The organism is Sorangium sp. So ce119 (genome assembly GCF_051524405.1).
Taxonomy (GTDB): Bacteria; Myxococcota_A; Polyangia; order Polyangiales; family Polyangiaceae; genus Sorangium; species Sorangium cellulosum_G.
Map to the genome: position 1 here is coordinate 2,981,254 of NZ_CP150310.1, position 17,398 is coordinate 2,998,651.

At 74.9% G+C, this 17,398-nt stretch carries 14 protein-coding genes; 12 read left to right on the forward strand and 2 right to left on the reverse strand.

What is annotated here, in order from left to right:
• Positions 1 to 104: 104 nt before the first annotated feature.
• The 7 genes from WME76_RS11330 (at position 105) to WME76_RS11360 (ending at position 8,854) form a co-directional block, all read left to right on the forward strand.
• Entirely contained in the window at positions 105 to 1,115 is a 1,011-nt protein-coding gene (locus WME76_RS11330; RefSeq protein ID WP_437960146.1) for a polyprenyl synthetase family protein, read from the forward strand.
• A gap of 101 nt (positions 1,116 to 1,216) precedes the next feature.
• Entirely contained in the window at positions 1,217 to 2,491 is a 1,275-nt protein-coding gene (locus WME76_RS11335; protein ID WP_437960147.1) for a hydroxymethylglutaryl-CoA reductase, degradative, read from the forward strand.
• Complete coding sequence (gene ubiE, locus WME76_RS11340) at positions 2,488 to 3,219, forward strand: bifunctional demethylmenaquinone methyltransferase/2-methoxy-6-polyprenyl-1,4-benzoquinol methylase UbiE (protein WP_437960148.1); 732 nt, start codon at positions 2,488 to 2,490, stop codon at positions 3,217 to 3,219. Before WME76_RS11335 ends, ubiE begins: the two co-directional genes overlap by 4 nt.
• Before the next feature lie 33 nt (positions 3,220 to 3,252).
• On the forward strand, positions 3,253 to 5,085 hold the full coding sequence (gene menD, locus WME76_RS11345) for a 2-succinyl-5-enolpyruvyl-6-hydroxy-3-cyclohexene-1-carboxylic-acid synthase (protein ID WP_437960149.1): 1,833 nt from the start codon (positions 3,253 to 3,255) through the stop codon (positions 5,083 to 5,085).
• A gap of 177 nt (positions 5,086 to 5,262) precedes the next feature.
• Positions 5,263 to 6,198 carry a 1,4-dihydroxy-2-naphthoate polyprenyltransferase gene (locus WME76_RS11350; RefSeq protein ID WP_437960150.1) on the forward strand — a complete coding sequence of 312 codons (936 nt, stop codon included), beginning with the start codon at positions 5,263 to 5,265 and terminating at the stop codon, positions 6,196 to 6,198.
• Between the two features lie 5 nt (positions 6,199 to 6,203).
• A complete protein-coding gene (locus tag WME76_RS11355) occupies positions 6,204 to 7,289 on the forward strand; it encodes a mandelate racemase/muconate lactonizing enzyme family protein (RefSeq protein ID WP_437960151.1) in 1,086 nt (361 codons plus the stop codon).
• On the forward strand, positions 7,277 to 8,854 hold the full coding sequence (locus WME76_RS11360) for an AMP-binding protein (protein WP_437960152.1): 1,578 nt from the start codon (positions 7,277 to 7,279) through the stop codon (positions 8,852 to 8,854). The genes WME76_RS11355 and WME76_RS11360 overlap by 13 nt, the downstream gene beginning before the upstream one ends.
• Here WME76_RS11360 and WME76_RS11365 read toward each other — a convergent pair.
• Positions 8,851 to 9,327 carry an acyl-CoA thioesterase gene (locus tag WME76_RS11365; protein WP_437960153.1) on the reverse strand — a complete coding sequence of 159 codons (477 nt, stop codon included), beginning with the start codon at positions 9,325 to 9,327 and terminating at the stop codon, positions 8,851 to 8,853. The two genes, WME76_RS11360 and WME76_RS11365, sit on opposite strands and share 4 nt — an antisense overlap.
• A 182-nt stretch (positions 9,328 to 9,509) precedes the next feature.
• Between WME76_RS11365 and WME76_RS11370 the strand changes: the two genes are divergently transcribed.
• Positions 9,510 to 10,571, forward strand: coding sequence for a hypothetical protein (locus WME76_RS11370; RefSeq protein WP_437960154.1), 1,062 nt, complete (start codon positions 9,510 to 9,512; stop codon positions 10,569 to 10,571).
• A gap of 220 nt (positions 10,572 to 10,791) precedes the next feature.
• Positions 10,792 to 11,481, forward strand: a complete 690-nt coding sequence (locus WME76_RS11375) for a lysophospholipid acyltransferase family protein (RefSeq protein WP_437960155.1) — start codon at positions 10,792 to 10,794, stop codon at positions 11,479 to 11,481.
• A 22-nt stretch (positions 11,482 to 11,503) separates the two neighbouring features.
• Here WME76_RS11375 and WME76_RS11380 read toward each other — a convergent pair whose 3' ends face one another.
• Entirely contained in the window at positions 11,504 to 12,718 is a 1,215-nt protein-coding gene (locus WME76_RS11380) for an LNS2 domain-containing protein (protein WP_437960156.1), read from the reverse strand.
• Positions 12,719 to 12,869: 151 nt separating this feature from the next.
• Here WME76_RS11380 and WME76_RS11385 point away from each other — a divergent pair, with 151 nt between their 5' ends.
• The 3 genes from WME76_RS11385 (at position 12,870) to WME76_RS11395 (ending at position 17,380) form a co-directional block, all read left to right on the forward strand.
• A complete protein-coding gene (locus WME76_RS11385) occupies positions 12,870 to 13,526 on the forward strand; it encodes a hypothetical protein (protein WP_437960157.1) in 657 nt (218 codons plus the stop codon).
• A gap of 44 nt (positions 13,527 to 13,570) precedes the next feature.
• Complete coding sequence (locus WME76_RS11390; RefSeq protein ID WP_437960158.1) at positions 13,571 to 15,781, forward strand: protein kinase domain-containing protein; 2,211 nt, start codon at positions 13,571 to 13,573, stop codon at positions 15,779 to 15,781.
• A gap of 111 nt (positions 15,782 to 15,892) precedes the next feature.
• A complete protein-coding gene (locus WME76_RS11395; RefSeq protein ID WP_437960159.1) occupies positions 15,893 to 17,380 on the forward strand; it encodes a tetratricopeptide repeat protein in 1,488 nt (495 codons plus the stop codon).
• Positions 17,381 to 17,398 lie beyond the last annotated feature (18 nt).

Sequence of the window (17,398 nt, forward strand, 5' to 3'; positions counted from 1 at the left end):
GGGAACAGCGTGCGCTCGTGCATCCAGGTGGAGATGGGATGACTGCGACAACAACGTTTACTGGGGCGGTCCAGCGGAGCGATGTCGTCTCGAGCCTCGGAGGCATGTGCGCTGGACGCGGGCTCGACTCGCTCGCCGCACGCCTCGCGGAGCTCCGGCGCCTGCTCGACGGGGACCTCGAGGATGTCGAGCGCGCGCTGTCGAAGGTCGGGCTGGACGGGGACACGCCGGCGCACCAGAGCGCGCGGCACCTGCTCGGGATCAGCGGCAAGCGGCTGCGGCCCATCTGCGTGGCCCTGGCCTCCCACATCGGCGGCGGGTTCAACGAGGCCGCGCGGACGTTCGCGGTGGCGGTCGAGCTCGTCCACAACGCGACGCTCCTCCACGACGACGTTGTCGATCTCGGCGACCGCCGGCGCGGCGCGGACGCGGCGCGCGTCATCTACGGCAACGCCGCGTCGATCTTCGGCGGCGACTACCTCCTGCTCGACGCGCTCTGCAAGATCCAGGCGGTGGGCATGCCCGACGTGCTCGAGCGGGTGCTCCAGGTGATCAAGGAGATGGTCATCGCGGAGGCGCTCCAGCTCGCGTCGCGCGGCCGCGTCCGCACGAGCACGAGCGAGTACTTCCAGATCGTCGACGGCAAGACGGCCTCGCTGTTCCGCTGGGCGATGTTCGCGGGGGCGCGCGCCGGCGGCGTGAGCGAGCCGCTCTGCAAGGCGCTCGAGGGTTTCGGCACGAGCCTCGGGGTCGCGTTCCAGCTCGTCGACGACGTCCTCGACTTCGCGGGCGATCCGGAGGCGACCGGCAAGGCGCTGCTCACGGACCTGCGCGAGGGCAAGATGACGTACCCGCTGCTGCTCGCCATGGAGCGCGACCGGGAGCTCACGCCCGCCCTCGAGGCGCACTGCGCGACGGAGGACGCGGCGGTCGAGCCCGAGCTCGGCCGGCGCATCGCGCGCATCATGGTCGAGAAGCACGTCGTGGACGACTGCCTGGAGCTCGCGGCGCGGCTCTGCGGGGACGCTGTGCGGAGCATCGAGCCGCTCCCGGAGAGCCCGGCGAAGGCGGCGCTCGAGGGGGTCGCGATGTCGACCCCCCGGCGGAGGCGGTGAGCGGCGATGACCATCTCCCTGATGCAACGCGCGGCGCCCGTGGACGACATGGCCGGGCGCGCCCGGTCGACGCGAGCGCAGGCGACGCGCGGAGGCGCCCGATGAGCCAGAACGTTTCCAGCCGGATCAGCGGCTTCTACAAGCGGTGCCTCGAGGATCGGCTCCGCGCGATCCAGGCGCTCGGCCTCCTCGACGAGGACGCGCTCGCGCACCTCGCGAGCGGGGGCGGGCTGCCGACGGCGGTGGCCGATCGGATGTGCGAGAACGTCATCGCGACGCACGCGCTCCCCCTCGGGCTCGCGCTGAACTTCCGCGTCAATCAGCGCGACGTGCTCGTGCCGATGGCGGTGGAGGAGCCGAGCGTGATCGCCGCCGCGTCGAACGCGGCGCGCATGGTCCGCCTGTCCGGCGGCTTCTCCGGCGAGGCGGATCCGCCGATCATGACCGCGCAGGTCCAGCTCGACGACGTGCCGGACGTCGAGGAGGCCGCGCGCCGGCTCACGGCGGCGCGCGAGAGCCTCCTCGCGGCAGGCGACGCGGCGATCCCGAGGATGGTGGCGCGCGGGGGCGGCTGCCGCGACGTCGAGGTGCGCGTCCTCTCGGCGGAGCTCGGCGTGCTCGTGGTGCACCTCTACGTCGAGGTCGGCGACGCCATGGGCGCGAACCTGGTCGACACCGTGGCGGAGGCGGTGGCGCCGCTCGTGCAGCGCATCGCCGGCGGGACGCTCGGGCTCCGGATCCTCTCGAACCTGACCGTCCGCCGCCTGGTCCGGGTGACGGCCACGGTCGGCGACGACGCGCTCGGCGGCGCGGACGTGGCGAGCGGCATCGCGCGGGCGAGCCGCTTCGCGGAGCTCGATCCGTACCGGGCGGCCACCCACAACAAGGGCTTCATGAACGGGCTCGACGCGGCCGCGGTCGCGCTCGGGCAGGACTTCCGCGCCATCGAGGCGGGCGCGCACGCGTACGCGGCGCTGAGCGGCAAGTACCGGCCGCTCAGCACGTGGGAGCGCGTGCCCGGCGGGCTCGTGGGCCGCGCAGAGCTGCCGCTCGCCGTCGGCACGGTGGGCGGCTCGACCGAGGTGCACGCCGGCGTGCGCGCGGCGCTGCAGCTCGTGGGCGCGAAGGGCGCGCGCGAGCTCGCGGTGGTGCTGGCCTCCGTCGGGCTCGCGTCGAACCTGGCGGCGCTGCGCGCGCTCGCGAGCGAGGGTATCCAGCGGGGCCACATGCGGCTCCACGAGCGGAAGCGCGGGCTCGCCGGCGCCCCGGCGGCGGGGAGCGGCGATGCCGCCGCGCCGGCGTCGGGCGAGGGCAAGCGGTTCGCGCCGGAGCGCGGCGAGGGGCAGCGCGCGGCGCAGGTGGAGGGCGGGACATGAGCCAGATGGAGCGAGACGAGGCGCCGCGCGGCGAGCGGCGCGCGGGCAGCGGCGCGATGTTCGACGGCATCGCCGAGCGGTACGACCTCCTGAACCGGATCATCTCGATGGGGCTCGATCAGGGCTGGCGGCGGCGCGCGGTGCGCTCGCTCGAGCTCGTCCCCGGCGCCACGGTGCTCGATCTGGCGACCGGCACCGCCGACCTCGCGATCGCGATCGCGCAGACGCACGACGTGAAGGTCATCGGGGTCGATCCCTCGCAGGGCATGCTCGCCGTCGGCCGCCGCAAGGTGGAGGCCGCGGGGCTCGCCGGGCGGGTCGAGCTCGAGGTCGGCGACGCGGAGCAGCTGCGGCTCGGCGACGCGAGCGTCGACGCGATCTCGATGGCGTTCGGGATCCGCAACGTCCCGGATCGCGCGCGGGCGCTCCGCGAGATGGCGCGCGTCACGCGGCCCGGGGGGCGCGTCGCGATCCTCGAGCTCAGCGAGCCGCGCGGGGGGCTCATGAGCAAGCTCGCGCGCTTCCACATCCACACGGTCGTGCCGTACATCGGCGGCGCGATCTCCGGGAGGGACGAGTATCGCTACCTGCAGGACTCGATCGCGAGGTTCCCCCCGCCGGACGAGTTCGCGGAGCAGATGCGCGGCGCGGGGCTGCGGGTGCTGCGCGTGGAGCCGCTCACGATGGGCGTCGTGTGCCTCTTCGTGGCGACGCCCGAGGGGGGCTGACGTGCCCGCGCGGGAAGGACGCGGAGGATCGCGGTGAGCGGCTCGAACCTCCACTCGGCCTGGGCTCAGCTCTTCGTCCGCGCGCTGGCGCAGGCCGGCGTGCGCGACGTGGTGCTCTGCCCGGGGTCGCGCTCCACGCCGCTCGCGCTCGCGGCGATGGAGAGCGGGGAGGTGCGGTGCCACGCGGTCATCGACGAGCGCGCCGCGGCGTTCTTCGCGCTCGGGCAGGCGCGCGTCACGGGCCGGCCCAGCGTGTTCGTCTGCACCTCGGGCACGGCCGGCGCTCACGCCCTGCCGGCGATCATCGAGGCGCACCAGAGCTTCACCCCGTTCATCGCGGTGACCGCCGACCGGCCGTGGGAGCTCGCCGACGCGGCGGCCTCGCAGACCATCGATCAGATCAAGCTCTTCGGGGACCACGTCCGTCACTTCGCCGAGATCGGGCTGCCGGATCCGTCGCCGCTCGCGCTGCGCGCCGTGGCGCGCATCGCGGCCCAGGCGGTCTCGCGCGCGCTCTCGCCGACGCCGGGGCCGGTCCACATCAACGCGCGCTTCCGCAAGCCGCTCGAGCCGGTCGAGGTGGCCGGGCCCGAGCCGTGGCAGGCCGAGTGGGAGGCGCTGATGCGCCGCGCCGGTCCGCGGGTCGTGTCGGCCCGCGCCGGCGTCGACGCGCGCGCGCTCGACGAGATCGCCGCGCGCTGCGCGCGCGCCGAGCGGGGGCTCATCGTCTGCGGCCCGGCCCCGAGCCGTGAGGACGACGCGCGGGCGCGCCGAGCGGTGCTCGCGCTGTCGCGGGCGACCGGCTTCCCGGTGCTCGCCGAGGGCACCAGCCAGATCTACTTCGGCGGCGTCGCCGACGGCGTCGTGATGCCGGCCTCGTTCGATTCGTTCCTGCGGGCGCCCGAGTTCCGCGCGGCGAACGCGCCGGATCTTCTCCTCGAGATCGGCGCCCCGCCGACCTCGTCCGGGTACGCGACCTACATCGCCGAGCACGCGGGCTGCCGCCGGTTCGTGGTGTCTCCGCACGGCTGGAACGATCCGACGAGCGCCGCGGCCGCGCTCGTCATGGCCGAGCCCGTCGACGTGTGCGAGGGGCTCGCGGCGCGCCTCGCCGGGGCGGCGGGGGACCTGGGGCGCGCGCGGAGGGAGTGGGCCGCGTCGTTCGCGCGCGCCGGCGAGCTCGCGGCGGCGCTGGCCGCGCGCGCGTGCGCCGGGGACGAGCTCACCGAGGGGGAGGTCGCCCGTGCGGTGGCCGGCGCGTGCCCGGAGGGCTCGCTGCTCGCGATCGGCAACAGCATGCCGGTGCGCGATCTCGATACGTACTGCCCGCCGTCGGGGCGCGCGCTGCGCGTCCTGCACCAGCGCGGGGCGAGCGGGATCGACGGCCTCGTGTCGGCGGCGGCCGGCGCCCGCGCGGCCGCGGCAGAGCCGGTCACGCTGCTGCTCGGCGACCTCAGCCTGCTGCACGATCTGACCGGCCTGCTCCTCGCCGCGAAGGTGGCGGGGGAGCGCGGCGCGCCGCTCGTCGTCGTCGTGGTCCAGAACGACGGCGGCCGCATCTTCGAGCACCTCCCGATCGCCGGGCGAGGCGCCGATCTGCTCGACCGCGGCTTCACGATGCCGCAGCACCTCGATTTCGCGCCCGCGGCGGCGATGTTCGGGCTCACGTACGAGCGCGCCGGCACCGCCGAGGGGCTCGCCCGCGCCCTCGCCGCCGCCCACCAGCGGCCTGGCGCGACGCTGATCGAGGCGGTGGTTCCGCCCCACGACGGCGCCGCCCGCGTCGCGCGCCTCTGGTCCGATGTCCGCCGCGAGGTCGCCGCGCTGATCGGCGCGCCGTCGGCGGCCGATCTCCAGCCTTCATGAGCGGCGCGCGCGCCGACAACCCGAGCTTGCGGAGGGAGAGGGAGCCACGGTCATGAGCCAGGTCAACGCGAACAGGAGTTCCGGCGCCGAGGACCTCGCGCGCGAGGCCACCGCGCGGCGCGGGAGCGATCGCTCCGCCGCGGGCGGGCGACGTCGCCGCCGGCAGGGGAGGGGAACATGAGCGCGGCGGCGGCCTCCCAGGCGGCCGGGGCGGCGGTCGCGGCGGGCGTGCGGCCGGGCTCGTTCCGGGCGTGGCTCCTCGCGTGCCGGCCGGCGACGCTCACCGCGGCGCTCGCGCCGGTCATGGTCGGCACGGCGGTCGCTTACGCGCTCGGCGGTATGCGGCTCGGCTCGGCGCTGTCGGCGCTCGCGGGCGCGATGCTCATCCAGATCGCCACGAACTTCGCGAACGACGTGTTCGATCACGAGAAGGGCGCCGACACGCACGAGCGGCTCGGCCCCACCCGCGCCGTACAGGCGGGGCTGCTCACGCCGCGCCAGGTGCGCGTCGGGCTCCTCGTCACGATCGCCCTGGCGCTGCCGTTCGGGGTGCACCTCGCGCTCGTGGGCGGGTGGCCCATCGTGGCGATCGGCGTCGCGTCGATCCTCTCCGGCGTCGCCTATACCGGAGGCCCGTATCCGCTCGGCTATCACGGCCTCGGCGACGTGTTCGTGTTCGTGTTCTTCGGCCTCGTCGCCGTCTGCGGGACGGCGTTCGTCCAGCTCGGCTCGGTCCCGCCGCTCGCATGGGCGGCGGCGGTGCCCGTCGGCGCCCTCGCCACCGCCGTGCTCGTCGTCAACAACGTCCGCGATCGCGACACCGACGTCGTCGCCGGCAAGCGCACGCTCGCCGTCCGCTTCGGCCGCAAGGCGGGCGTCCTCGAATACGCGATGCTCCTCGCGGTCGCCTACGCCGTCCCCGTGGCGCTCGCCGTGAGCGAGGGCCGGCCGTGGACGCTCCTCGTGTTCGCGACGTTCCTGCGCGCCGTGCGCCTGCTCCAGGTGCTGGCGACGACCGACGGCCGCCCGCTCAACGAGTGCCTCGCCGGGACGGCGAAGCTGCTGCTCGCCTACGCGCTGCTCTTCTCGCTGGGGCTCGCCGCGGGGCTGTAGCGAGCATGCGCGTCGCCGCCGCCAGCCTTGAGCTCGTCGAACTCGAGGGCGCGCGCCGGGGTCTCGTGCTGTCGATCACGGACGAGGACGGGCGCGTGGGCGTCGGCGAGGCCACGCCGCTCCCCGGCTTCTCGCCCGAGTCGGCCGACGACGACCAGCGCGCGCTCGCCGAGCTGCCAGGGGCGCTCGGCCCGATCGATCTGCCCCGCGACGCGCCGGCCGCGGGCGCGGCGCCGGCGGCGACGGTGCTCGCGATCCAGCGCGCGCTCGCGCCGCTGTCCTCGCGGCTGCGCGGCGCTCCGGCGGCGCGCTTCGCGCTGGAGACGGCGCTGCTCGACCTGCTCGGCCAGCGCCTCGGCGTCCCGGTCTCCGCGTGCCTCGGCGGGCACCGGCGCTACGAGGAGGTCCAGGTCAACGGGCTGCTCACGACGTCGGCCGCGCTGCCGGAGATGCTCGATCGCGCCCGCGCCCTCGCCGGGCGCGGCGTCGGGGCGATCAAGGTGAAGCTCCGCTCCCGCGGGCAGGAAGGCTTCGCGCGCGATCTCGAGGCGCTGCGCGCGCTCCGGCGGGAGCACCCGGCCGTCGAGCTCCGGCTCGACGCGAACGCGGCCTGGTCGCTGGACGAAGCGCCCCGCCGGCTCGGCCTGCTCGCGCCGCTCCGCCCCCGCTTCGTCGAGCAGCCGGTCGCGCCGGAGCTGCTCCACCACCTCGGCGCGTGCGAGGTCCCGTGGGCGGCGGACGAGTCGCTCGCGGTGGAGGGCATGCCGGAGCGCCTTCTCGACGCGGAGGGCTGCGCCGCGTTCATCCTGAAGCCGGCGATGCTCGGGCTGCTGCGCGCGCACGAGCTCGGCTGCAGGGCGCAGGCGCGCGGCCTCGACGCCGTGGTGACGCACCTCTTCGACGGCCCCATCGCGCTCGCCGCCGCGTGCGAGCTCGCGCTGTCGTTGCCGCGCGCTCCGCTCGCGTGCGGCCTCGACGCGCACGCCGGCCTGGAGGCGTGGCCCGCGGTCCGCGTCCCGCAGCTGCGCGAGGGCGGCCTGATCGGGCCCAGCGATCGGCCGGGCCTCGGGGTCGGACGATGGAGGGCCTGAGCCTCCTCGACGCCGTGCGCGACCCCGCGGTCGCGGCGCGGACGGCGCTCGTGCACGGCGGCGGCGACGCGGACACGCCGCCCGCGCTCGACGTCCCCGGCCTCCGCGTCGGCCCGGGCGGCGCCCTCCGCTTCGGCGACCTGGCTCCCGCGGTCGGCGCCGTATGCGCGCGGCTCGCCCGCGCGGGGGTGGGGCAGGGGGCTCGCGTGGCGCTCGTCGCCCCGAACGCGCTCGGGACCGTCGTCGTCCTCCACGCCCTGCTCGCGCTCGGCGCCGTCCTCGTCCCGATCCACCCGCGGCTCACGACCGCCGAGGCGAGGCTCCTGATCGACGACGCGCGGCCGGACCTCGTGCTCCGCGAGCCCGAGCTCGCCGCCCTGCTCGACGACGCCGGACGGGAGCTCGCCGCGCGTCGCGAGCGCGGGCCGCGCGCCGCCGAGGCCCTCGAGATCGCCCGGGAGGCCGGCGTCGTACCGCCGGATCCCTCGGGCGATCTCGCCATCGTCTACACCTCGGGCACGACCGGGCGCCCCAAGGGCGCGGTGCTCCCGCGCCGCGCGTTCCTCGCCGCGGCCGAGGCGAGCGCGGCCAACCTCGGCGTGCGCGACGACGATCGCTGGCTGCTCTGCATGCCGCTCTGCCACGTCGGGGGCCTCTCGATCGTGACGCGCTGCCTGCTCGCGCGGCGCGCCGTCGTCCTCGTGCCCCGCTTCGATCCCGTCGCGGTGCTGGCCTCGATCGCGCGCGACCGCGCGACGCTCCTCTCCGTCGTGCCGACCATGCTGCTCGCGCTGCTCGAGGCCGACCGCGACAACGTCCTCGCCCGGCTGCGCGCGGTGCTCGTCGGCGGCGCGGGCGCTCCGGAGCGGGCGCTCGACGAGTGCGCGCGCCGCGGCGTCCCCGCGCTCACCACCTACGGCCTCACGGAGGCGTGCTCGCAGGTCACCGTCCAGCGCCCGCGCGATCCGCGCACGCGCGAGCCGGGCTCCGGCGCGCCGATCTCCGGCGTCGAGCTGCGCATCGCGGGCGCCGGCAGCGACGGCGTGGGCCGCATCGAGATCCGCGGCCCCGTGCTGTTCCGCGGCTACTACCGCGGCCCGGAGCGCGCGCCGGAGCTCCTCGTCGACGGCGCGGGGTGGTTCAGCACCGGGGATCTCGGCGCGGTCGACGCCGCCGGGCGGCTGCACGTCGCCGCGCGCCGGAGCGATCTCATCGTGACCGGCGGCGAGAACGTCTACCCCGCCGAGGTGGAGCAGGTCCTCGCGTCCTGCGCGGGCGTCGCGGGCGCGGTCGTGTTCGGCGTGCAGGACGAGCGCTGGGGCGAGGTCGTCGCCGCGGCGATCGTCCCCGACCACGGGGCGCCCGGCGCGCTCGACGGCGCCGCGCTCCCGCCCGCGCTGCTCGACGACCTCGCGGCCGCCGCCGCGGCGCGGCTCGCCCCGCACAAGCGCCCGCGGCGCCTCTGCGCCGCCGCGGCGCTCCCGCTCACCGCCGCGGGCAAGCTCGATCGCGCCGGCGCGGCGGCGCGGTTCGCGGCCGCGCTCGCCCCGTTCCCGCCGCGCTAGCGGGGCGCCGCGCCGGAGCCGTCGCCCGGCGCGGTGAGCCCCAGCGCGTTGCGCAGGTCGTCCGGGAGCGGACGCGGAACGAAGCGCGCGCCATCGATGCACACGTGCACCGTCTGCCCGACCGCGGCGATCCCGCCCGCCGTCGTCACGCGGTAGCCCACCGTGAACGACGTATCGCCGAGCTTCGGCGCGAGCACCTCGACCTCGACGGCGTCGCCGAACCGGAGCGGCAGCAGGTAGTCGGCCTCGGCGTGGACGAGCGGCAGCTTGAGCGCGCCGCCCGCGATCAGGCCCGGGACGTCGATGCCCCGCTCCTTCAGCGCGACCATGTACGCGTCGCTGAAGTATTCGAGGACCCGCGGGTAGAAGACGATGCCGGCCGCGTCGACGTCCTGGAAGCGCACGGCGCGGCGCTCCACGGCGAGGCGCGGCGCGGTCTGCTTGAGCTCATCGACGCTGAACGCGCGCTTCATGCGCGGCAGGCTAGCGCAGGCGGCGCCGCGCGCGTCGCGCGGAAAGCCGCGCGCCGCCGCACCCGCGCGCCCGGCCTCCGGCGTGAACGGCGACCGCGCTGGCAGAGCAGGCCCTCGTCGCGTGGCCGGCCCTGTCCCTTTCTGCTCGCCGCCGCCCGTTCCGCGGTCCATGCTCGCCCCCGATGGCTGACCGATGTCCCGGCGGCCTCGGGGTCGGGTCCCGCAGGCCGGGGCGCGCCGCCGCGGAGGACCGCCAGAGGTGCGCGAAGCGACGTCGCGGGACAGCGGCGCCGCGCGGCCGCGCCGCGGTCGCAGCGCTCGCTTGCCTCCTGGCGGCGTGCTCCGCGGTCGCGTGCGAGTCTGCGCCGACGTCGACCCCGACGCCGACGCCCTCCCAGAGCCCGCCCCTCGCCTCGCTCGCGGCGCTGCCGCGGCCTCCGTCCGCAGAGACCCCGGCGCCGACCGGCGCGGCGCATGCGTCGAACCCGCTCGGCCTCCCGGCGTATCCGGTCAAGCTCGATCCAGGCCGCCGCGTGTTCACCTTCTCGGATCGGATGCTCGCCGGGGCCAGGCTCGGATCGACGCTCGTGCTGTACGCCGCGACCGTGGTCGGCTTCGAGGGCGACGATCTGATCATCGAGGCGAAGGGCGGCCCTTCCTACAAGGTCCACCCTGGCTACGTCGTCCCCGTGCCCGACGTGCCCCGCCTCCGTCCCCACGATCCGGTGCTCACGGAGTGGAACGGCGTGATGAAGCACGCCGTCATCACCCGCTTCGTGAAGGACAAGCTCGAGGTCCGCTACACCGACATGGACCCGCGCACCCCGCTCGCGCAGCTCAAGGGGGTGCGCTTCGTGGTGCAGACCGAGGGGCTCGTCCCTGGCAACTTCGCGGCATGGAAGGACGGCGAGACGTGGCGCCACGTGCTCCTCGTGTCGCGGCTCGGCGGCCCCGCGGCCGACCCGGGCGCCGTCCTGACGTCGCTGGCCAGCAGCTCCGCGCGGTGGTTCGCCCTCGGTTACGGCGGCGCGGCCCTGATCGCCGACGAGTCGGCGCTGCGACCCATCCCGATCAAGCCGCAGCTCAAGATCGGGGCGAGCGTCTGGGCCGAGTGGGTGGGCACGCTGCGCCCCGCGGTCGTGCAGAGCGCCGAGGAGACGGGCCTGTACACCGTCAAGTTCGAGCGCGCCGGGAGGCCCATCACCGTCGGCTGGGGGTTGCTCACGCCGCCGCGCGGCCCGTAGACGCAGGCGCACAGCACGGCGGCCAGCGCGGCGCAAGTGCGCAAGTCGCTACGCGTTTTCGCCACTCAGGGACAGTGGTAAGCGCTGTAGTATGGATCTCAGGAGCGCATGGCTGGCGACGCGACAATGGGTCCCGTTCGCCGTCAGGACCATGGCCTATGGCACTGTCTCTCTGACGCTGGGTCCCCTCACGCCGCGGCGCTCGGCGAGCCTCTGGGCGATGCGCCGCTGGTGCCAGTCGAGCGCGCGCGCACTCGATATCGACGTCGAGGTGAGCGGCCTCGAGAACGTCCCTTCCGGGGTGTTCGTCTACTGCTCCAACCATCAGAGCGTGCTCGACATCCTGGCCCTCGGCGCCGTGCTCCCGGGCGATTTCAAGTGGGCGGCGAAGCGCTCGCTCATGAAGATCCCGTTCCTCGGCTGGCACCTCCAGCTCGCGGGCCACGTGCCGGTGGATCGCACGGTCGGCACCCGCGCAGCGGCCGAGGCGATCGCGCGGTTCGAGCAGGTGCTCCGGGAAGGCAAGCCACTGCTCGTGTTCCCGGAGGGGACGCGCAGCGAGGACGGCGTGCTCCGGTCGTTCAAGAACGGCGGGTTCTACGCGGCCGTCCGCGCGGGCGTGCCCGTGGTGCCGGTCGCCATCGACGGCACGCACCTGCTCATGAAGAAGGGCGCCATCGACACGGGCGACGGCACGATGCGGCGCGTCCGCGTCCGGATCGGCGCGCCGCTCACCGTGTCCCCGGACGGCCGCGAGGGCGCGCGGGTGAACGACCTGCGCGAGCGCGCCCACGCCGCGGTGAGCGAGCTGCTCCGATCGATCGGCGGCCGCGTGGAGGCGCCGGCCGGCGCCGCGACGGCCTCGGAGCCGCCGGCGAGCGGCGTCCAGACCGAGCAGGCGCCCGGCTGACGCGCCGGCGCGCCGCCCCGGATCAGTCGCAGAGGCTCGGGAGCGCCTCGATCTCGTCGAACAGCTCGGCGTAGTCGTCGATGCGCCGGCCCCCGTACGCGTCGTCGTCGAACTGGTAGAACACGCGCCGGCCGAGGGGCATGACGCCGGCGTTGTCGTAGGCCTCGGCGTCGGTCTTCGTGTTGCCGAACGCCCAGGCGAGCCGCATCTCCCTTGTGTCGAAGAGCTGCTGCAGCTCCGCGGTCTTGTACTCCGCGGCGCTCTGGCCCAGCGCGCCGGTCAGGCCGAGCGTCGTGTGCACGATGCCGGGCGGGAAGCCGTAGGCCTCGAGGAAGTCGCGCGTGCGCTGCACGAGCCACTCCGGTCGCGCGGTCAGGTACATCGGGCGGTAGCCCTTCGACGTGAGCAGGTGGAACGCCGCCGTGGCGTGCGGGTGCACGTCGGGCAGCAGGCCGGTGAGCAGGGTGGTGAACTCCTCCGTCTCCGTGCCGGTGAGCGTCCCGTCGACGTCGCTCACGAACATCGGCGTCCCCCGGGGGACGACCTCGATGAAGAGCTCGGCGCTGGAAAGGTCGCCGCGGACGACCAGGTGGACCCGGTGCCTGCCCGGACCGAGCCGCTGCGCTTCGGGGATCTGGAAGTAGACGCGGCCGCCGCTGTCGCTGACCCCCTCGACCTCGGCGTGCGCCGAGTCGCCTTCCGTCGTTGTCGCCGAGCCGAGGCGCTCCCAGGCGCCGTCGCAGCCGCGGAGCAGGTAGATGTCGACCCGCTCGCCCTTGAGGTCCTTGTCGGTGAGCCCGTAGGCGAACTTGCCGAGGATCCACTGCGGATCATCCGGGGCCAGGTAGAGGTCGCGCCCGCGGTGGTTCGGGCTCCCCGCGGCCGAGATGATGTACGAGGTCGGGTGGTTCCATGAGAGCTCCTCGCCGGGATCCGGCGGCGCCGCGTTGCACGCCGGAGGCGGGCCACAGAGGACGACGCCCGGACCCCCGCCGCTCGAGTCATCGCCGCCATCGCCGTCGTCGCCGTTCGAGACATCGCCGCCCGCCGACAGCTCACCGCCGTCGCCGCTCGAGTCGTCGCCGCCGCTGCCGCCCTGGTCTTCTCCGCCGTCCGTCGACCCGCCGTCGCCGCCACCCTGGCTCGATGTATCGCCGCCCGTCGGCTCGTCGCCCGGCGCCCTCCCGAGCGTCGCGTCGGCCGAGCCGCAGCCGATCGCGAACGCTGTTGTGGCCATGACAAGAAGAATCTTGATGTGCATCGCGCCCGAGTGTGGCCGAGTCGCCCCCGATAGAACAACGGCCTTTCGGGGGCCCGACGACCTCGCTGCGGTCGCGTTCGGCCCTTGCGTGCGGGCCGGACTCCGGGCAATCGTAGCTGCCCCAACGATGCCCAAGCCCAGCCCGAAGTTGCTGCTCCGCCACGCCGGCGACTACCTCAAGGCTCACCCCGAAGAGATCGTGAGGGCGCTGCGCGGCGCGCTCGGCCTGCGCTTCGGCGTCCCGATCGATGCGCTGCGCTATCTGGCGCGGGAGCTCAGCGGCGGAAAACGTGCGCCGAAGGACATCGTGATCGAGGCCGCGCCGCCCGGCCTCCGCCTCGCGCTCACCGTGAAGGCCATGGGCGCCCCGATCCGGGCCTCGTTCGCCGTGTACGCCGAGGAGCTCGATGTATGCGCGGACGCCATCCGCGTCGGCCTGCGGATCGCCGACCTCAAGCTCCACGTGATGGGCGACGAGAGCTCGCCCATCGCCGGGCTCATTAATTCGGGGGCGATCGATCTGAACAAGCCCGGTAACTTCGTGTCCTTCATGCCAAAGCGGCCAGCCGCGCTGATCGACGCGAAGGACGACAGGATCACCCTGGATCTGCTCAAGATTCCGGCGATCGGCGGCAACCCGATGGTCGCCCGCGCGCTGCGCATCTGCGCGCCGGTGCTCGGCGTTCGTGCGCTGAAGACCAAGGATGACCACCTGGACGTGCACCTCAAGGCCACCCCCTCCGGGGTCCCCGCGGCGATCGCCGCGGCGCGCGCGGGCGTCTGAGGCCCTTTCCGGTGAGGGCTCTCGCCCGCTAGACTGAGGCGCGCATGTCTCGGCTCCCAGAGCCCGCGCCGGCCGCGCTCTCGCTTCAGTTCCTCGCCGAGATCGCGTCCGGGGCGACCACCCGCGTCGATCTCTGCCGATCGGTCGGTCCGAACCGGCCAGGGGAGCTGCTCGCCGTCAAGCGGCTGCACCCGCACTTCGCCGAGGATCCGGCGGTGTCCACCCGGTTCTTCGACGAGGTGCGCACGACCGCGGCGCTCAAGCACCCGAACGTCGTCGAGGTCGCCGGCTGGGGGAACGACGAGCAGGGGTCGTACTTCGCCGTCGAGCTCGTGCAGGGCGTGAGCCTCGCGCGGCTCATGAAGACCGTCTTCGACACGGGCGAGGTCTTCTCCGAGCGGCTCGTCGTCCACATCGGCGCGACGCTCTGCCGCGGGCTCGCCGCGGCGCACGAGCTCCGCTCGCCGGCCGGCGAGCTGCTCAACCTGGTGCACCGCGATCTCACGCCCGGCAACGTGCTGGTCGGCTTCCAGGGCGAGGTGAAGATCGCCGACTTCGGGCTCGCGAAATCCTCGCTCCGCGTCATGACCACGGCCGTCGGGGCGCGCCGGCGCGTGACGACCTACATGGCCCCGGAGCAGGCCCGCGGGGGCCCCGCCGACAAGCGCTCCGACCTGTTCTCGCTCGGCGTCGTGCTGTTCGAGCTCTTCTCGGGCAAGCACCCGTGGCCGTCGTCCAGCGACTACGAGCTCCTCCGGGCCCTGACGACGCAGCCCGCGGCCGACCTGCGGGAGCTCCGGCCGAAGATCGACAAGGAGCTCGTGGCGATCGTGATGCGCTGCCTCGAGAAGGACGCGTCGTCGCGCTTCCAGAGCGCGGACGACATCCTCGCGCGGCTCGAGGGCTGGCTGCGCAGCCATGGGTACCTCGAGGGCAACGAGGAGGCGCTCGGCCGCTTCGTGCGGCGCAACGCGATGAGGCAGATGCGCTGGTTCGAGCGCGCGGTCTCCGGCGGCTTCGCGGGCGTCGACAAGGCGCCGCGCCCCTCGCTCTCGGCCACGACGGCGATCCCGCGCCGGCCCCTCGTCGACGCCGCGCGCGACAGGGGAGCGGGCGCCCCCGACCGGCTCCGCACCGGCGGCGCGGAGCGCGCTCAGGAAGCGGCGCGCGCACAGGAGCGCGTCCACGAAGACGAGCCGACCGACTTCGACTCGCGCGGCGGCGTCACGTCCTCCCCCTTGCCCTCGAGCGCCACGACCCGCCGCGTAGACATCGCGGACGAGGGCGCGCGCCTGCGCGGACCGCTGTCGTCCGACGCGGCCGACGAGAAGACGGTCGTCGTCGGGGGCAACGGCCGCGGGCGCGCAGACCCCGCGTCCGCCAGCTCCGTCAGCGGACGACATCGCAACAGCCAGCCGTCGTACGGCTCGATCACCTCGCTGGACAGCGAGCCCCGCCCGCCGTCCGCGAGGCCGCCGCAGCCCGAGCCGCCGCGCTCGACGACCGCGGTCACGTTCTCCGCGGAGCGCGACGCGGCGGCTGCCGCGCCGGCGCACGGCGCGCCGGAGGGCGAGAAGCAGCTCGACGTGGAGGTCGACCGCCTCACGACCGAGGCGCTGCGGCTCCGCGAGGAGGCGCGCTTCGCGGTCGCGCACGCGGAGCGCAAGCTGGCGGTCGCCAAGGTGGCGGCCCACATCTCGTCGATCGCCGCCGAGGCGCTGCGCCTCGCCGCGAGCTCCGGCGCAGAGCGCGCGTCGCGCCGCCTCGACGAGGCGCTCACGCTCGAGCGGGCGATGCACAAGGTCATGTCGGCGCCGCTCACGCTCGCGTCCGAGGCGGCCGCTGGACCTGTCGCGTGGGGCAACGAGCAGCACGCGATCCTGGCGCAGCTCGGCCTGGAGCACCTGGCGTCGCCCGCGACGTCGCGGCCCCCGGACCTCGGCCCGCCCCCGCAGAGCCCTCCTCCCGCGCCCCAGGACCCGATCGCGGCCCCGCGGATCGCGCCCCCGGCCCCGCGGACCGCGACCGCGGCCCCCGCGAGGGGCGCCGCCGCCGGGACCGCCGCCGCGCCGCCTATCGTCCAGGGCGGCGCGTCCGGCGTCGACGTGCCGAGCAGTCCGCCCAGCTCCGTGGAGGCGATCGCGTTTCAGGCGAGCGTCCGGCCGATGCTCCTCGGCGTGCCGCGCACGATCGTCGTCGCCGTCGCGGCGGCGGCGTTCGCGGCGTTCGTCCTCCTGGCCTGGCTCTATTCCTGAAGCGCCGTCCCGGCGCTCGCCGTCGCGCTCCGCTGCGCCTCCGCCGCGCGGGCGCGGCGCGCCGAGACGTCGCTTGATCCCGGCGGGGAACGGCGGCTACCGTCCTTGATCATGAGCGAGCAAGGCGACTGGGTGCTGATCGGCCTCGACGAGAACACGGCGCGCCGGCAGGGGATCCCCGCGCGCATGCCGGTGCCTCGGGGCGAGTTCGAGGGGCTGGCCGACAAGGGGCTCAGCATCGACGCCGCCCGCAAGTGGATCAAGGACTTCCTCACGAACTCCGAGCCCGGCAAGAGCGGCGTCTGGCGCAAGCAGAACAGCACGCTCGTCTCGCAGTTCGAGGCCTTCCTCGACAAGGCGCCGGTCTGGGAGCGCGCGCAGAAGGCGTTCGGGGAGCGCGACTACGAGAAGGCGATCTCGGCGCTCAAGCGCATCGTCACCATGGATCCCGACGACCACGCCGCGCGGCTGAACCTCGCCTCGGCGCAGGCGAACATGGGCGATCACCCCGCGGCGCTGAAGAGCTTCCAGGCGATCCGGAAGACGTTCCAGGGCGACGCCGACTACCACGTGGCGGTCGGGCAGGTGCACCTGGCGATGCAGAAGAAGGACGCCGCGCTCGACGAGATGGTCCTCGCGCTCGAGGCGAAGCCCGACTGCCAGCCCGCGCTCGACGCGATGGTGCAGCTCGGGGTGCTCGTGCCGATCTACGAGAACCCGCGCGACGCCGCCTCGCTCGTCTACGTCCGCTCCGACGCGGTGCTCGAGTACCTCACCGGCCAGTGGGACGCGGCGCCGCGCGACGGCGCTTTCTACCTGGAGCAGCTCGCCTACCACGAGCGCGAGAACCGCCACGACGTCGCGCTGGCCGCCGCCGAGCGCGCCGTCGCCGCGGCGGAGGGCGCGAGCGTCGAGCGCGCGCAGCTCGCGCGGATCGCCGCGCTCCGCGCGCTCGGGCGCCTCGACGAGGCGCTCGCCGCGGCCCAGGCCTACGCGAAGGACGCGCCGTCCTCGTCGGGCGCGTGGGTCGAGCTCGCGAAGTGCCTCGCGCAGGCCGGTCGTGGCGAGGAGGCCCCCGCCGCGATCGAGCGCGCGCTGGAGGGCGACCCCGGCGACCTCGCCGCGCTCTCGCTCCGGTTCTGGCCGAGCGATCCCGCGGACATCCAGAAGGTCAACGAGGCGATCCCCGCGCTCGCCGCCTTCGTCGCGGCGCACCCCGAGAGCGCCGGCGCGCGCCGCTCGCTCGCCCGCGCCGAGCTCGTCGCGGGCCGCATCGACGACGCGCTCGCCGGCTTCGCGTCGGCCGTCGCGCTCGCGCCCGAGGACGACGACCTCAGGGCCGAGTACTGGAGCGAGCTCGGCAAGCAGCAGCGCTACCCGGACATCATCGCCGACGCCGCGAAGCTCTCGGATCTCGCGAAGCGCGACTGGAAGCTGCGCTGGAACGAGGCCGAAGCCTACGCGGCCCTCGGCAAGAACATCGAGGCGCGCGCGGCGTTCTCGGCGATCAACTTCGACGAGTCGCTGCACGTCGACGTGCGCCGCCGGGCCAAGCGCGCGGTCAAGACGATGGACGAGACGCCGCCGGTCGTGACGTGAAGCGAGGGCGCCGGCGGC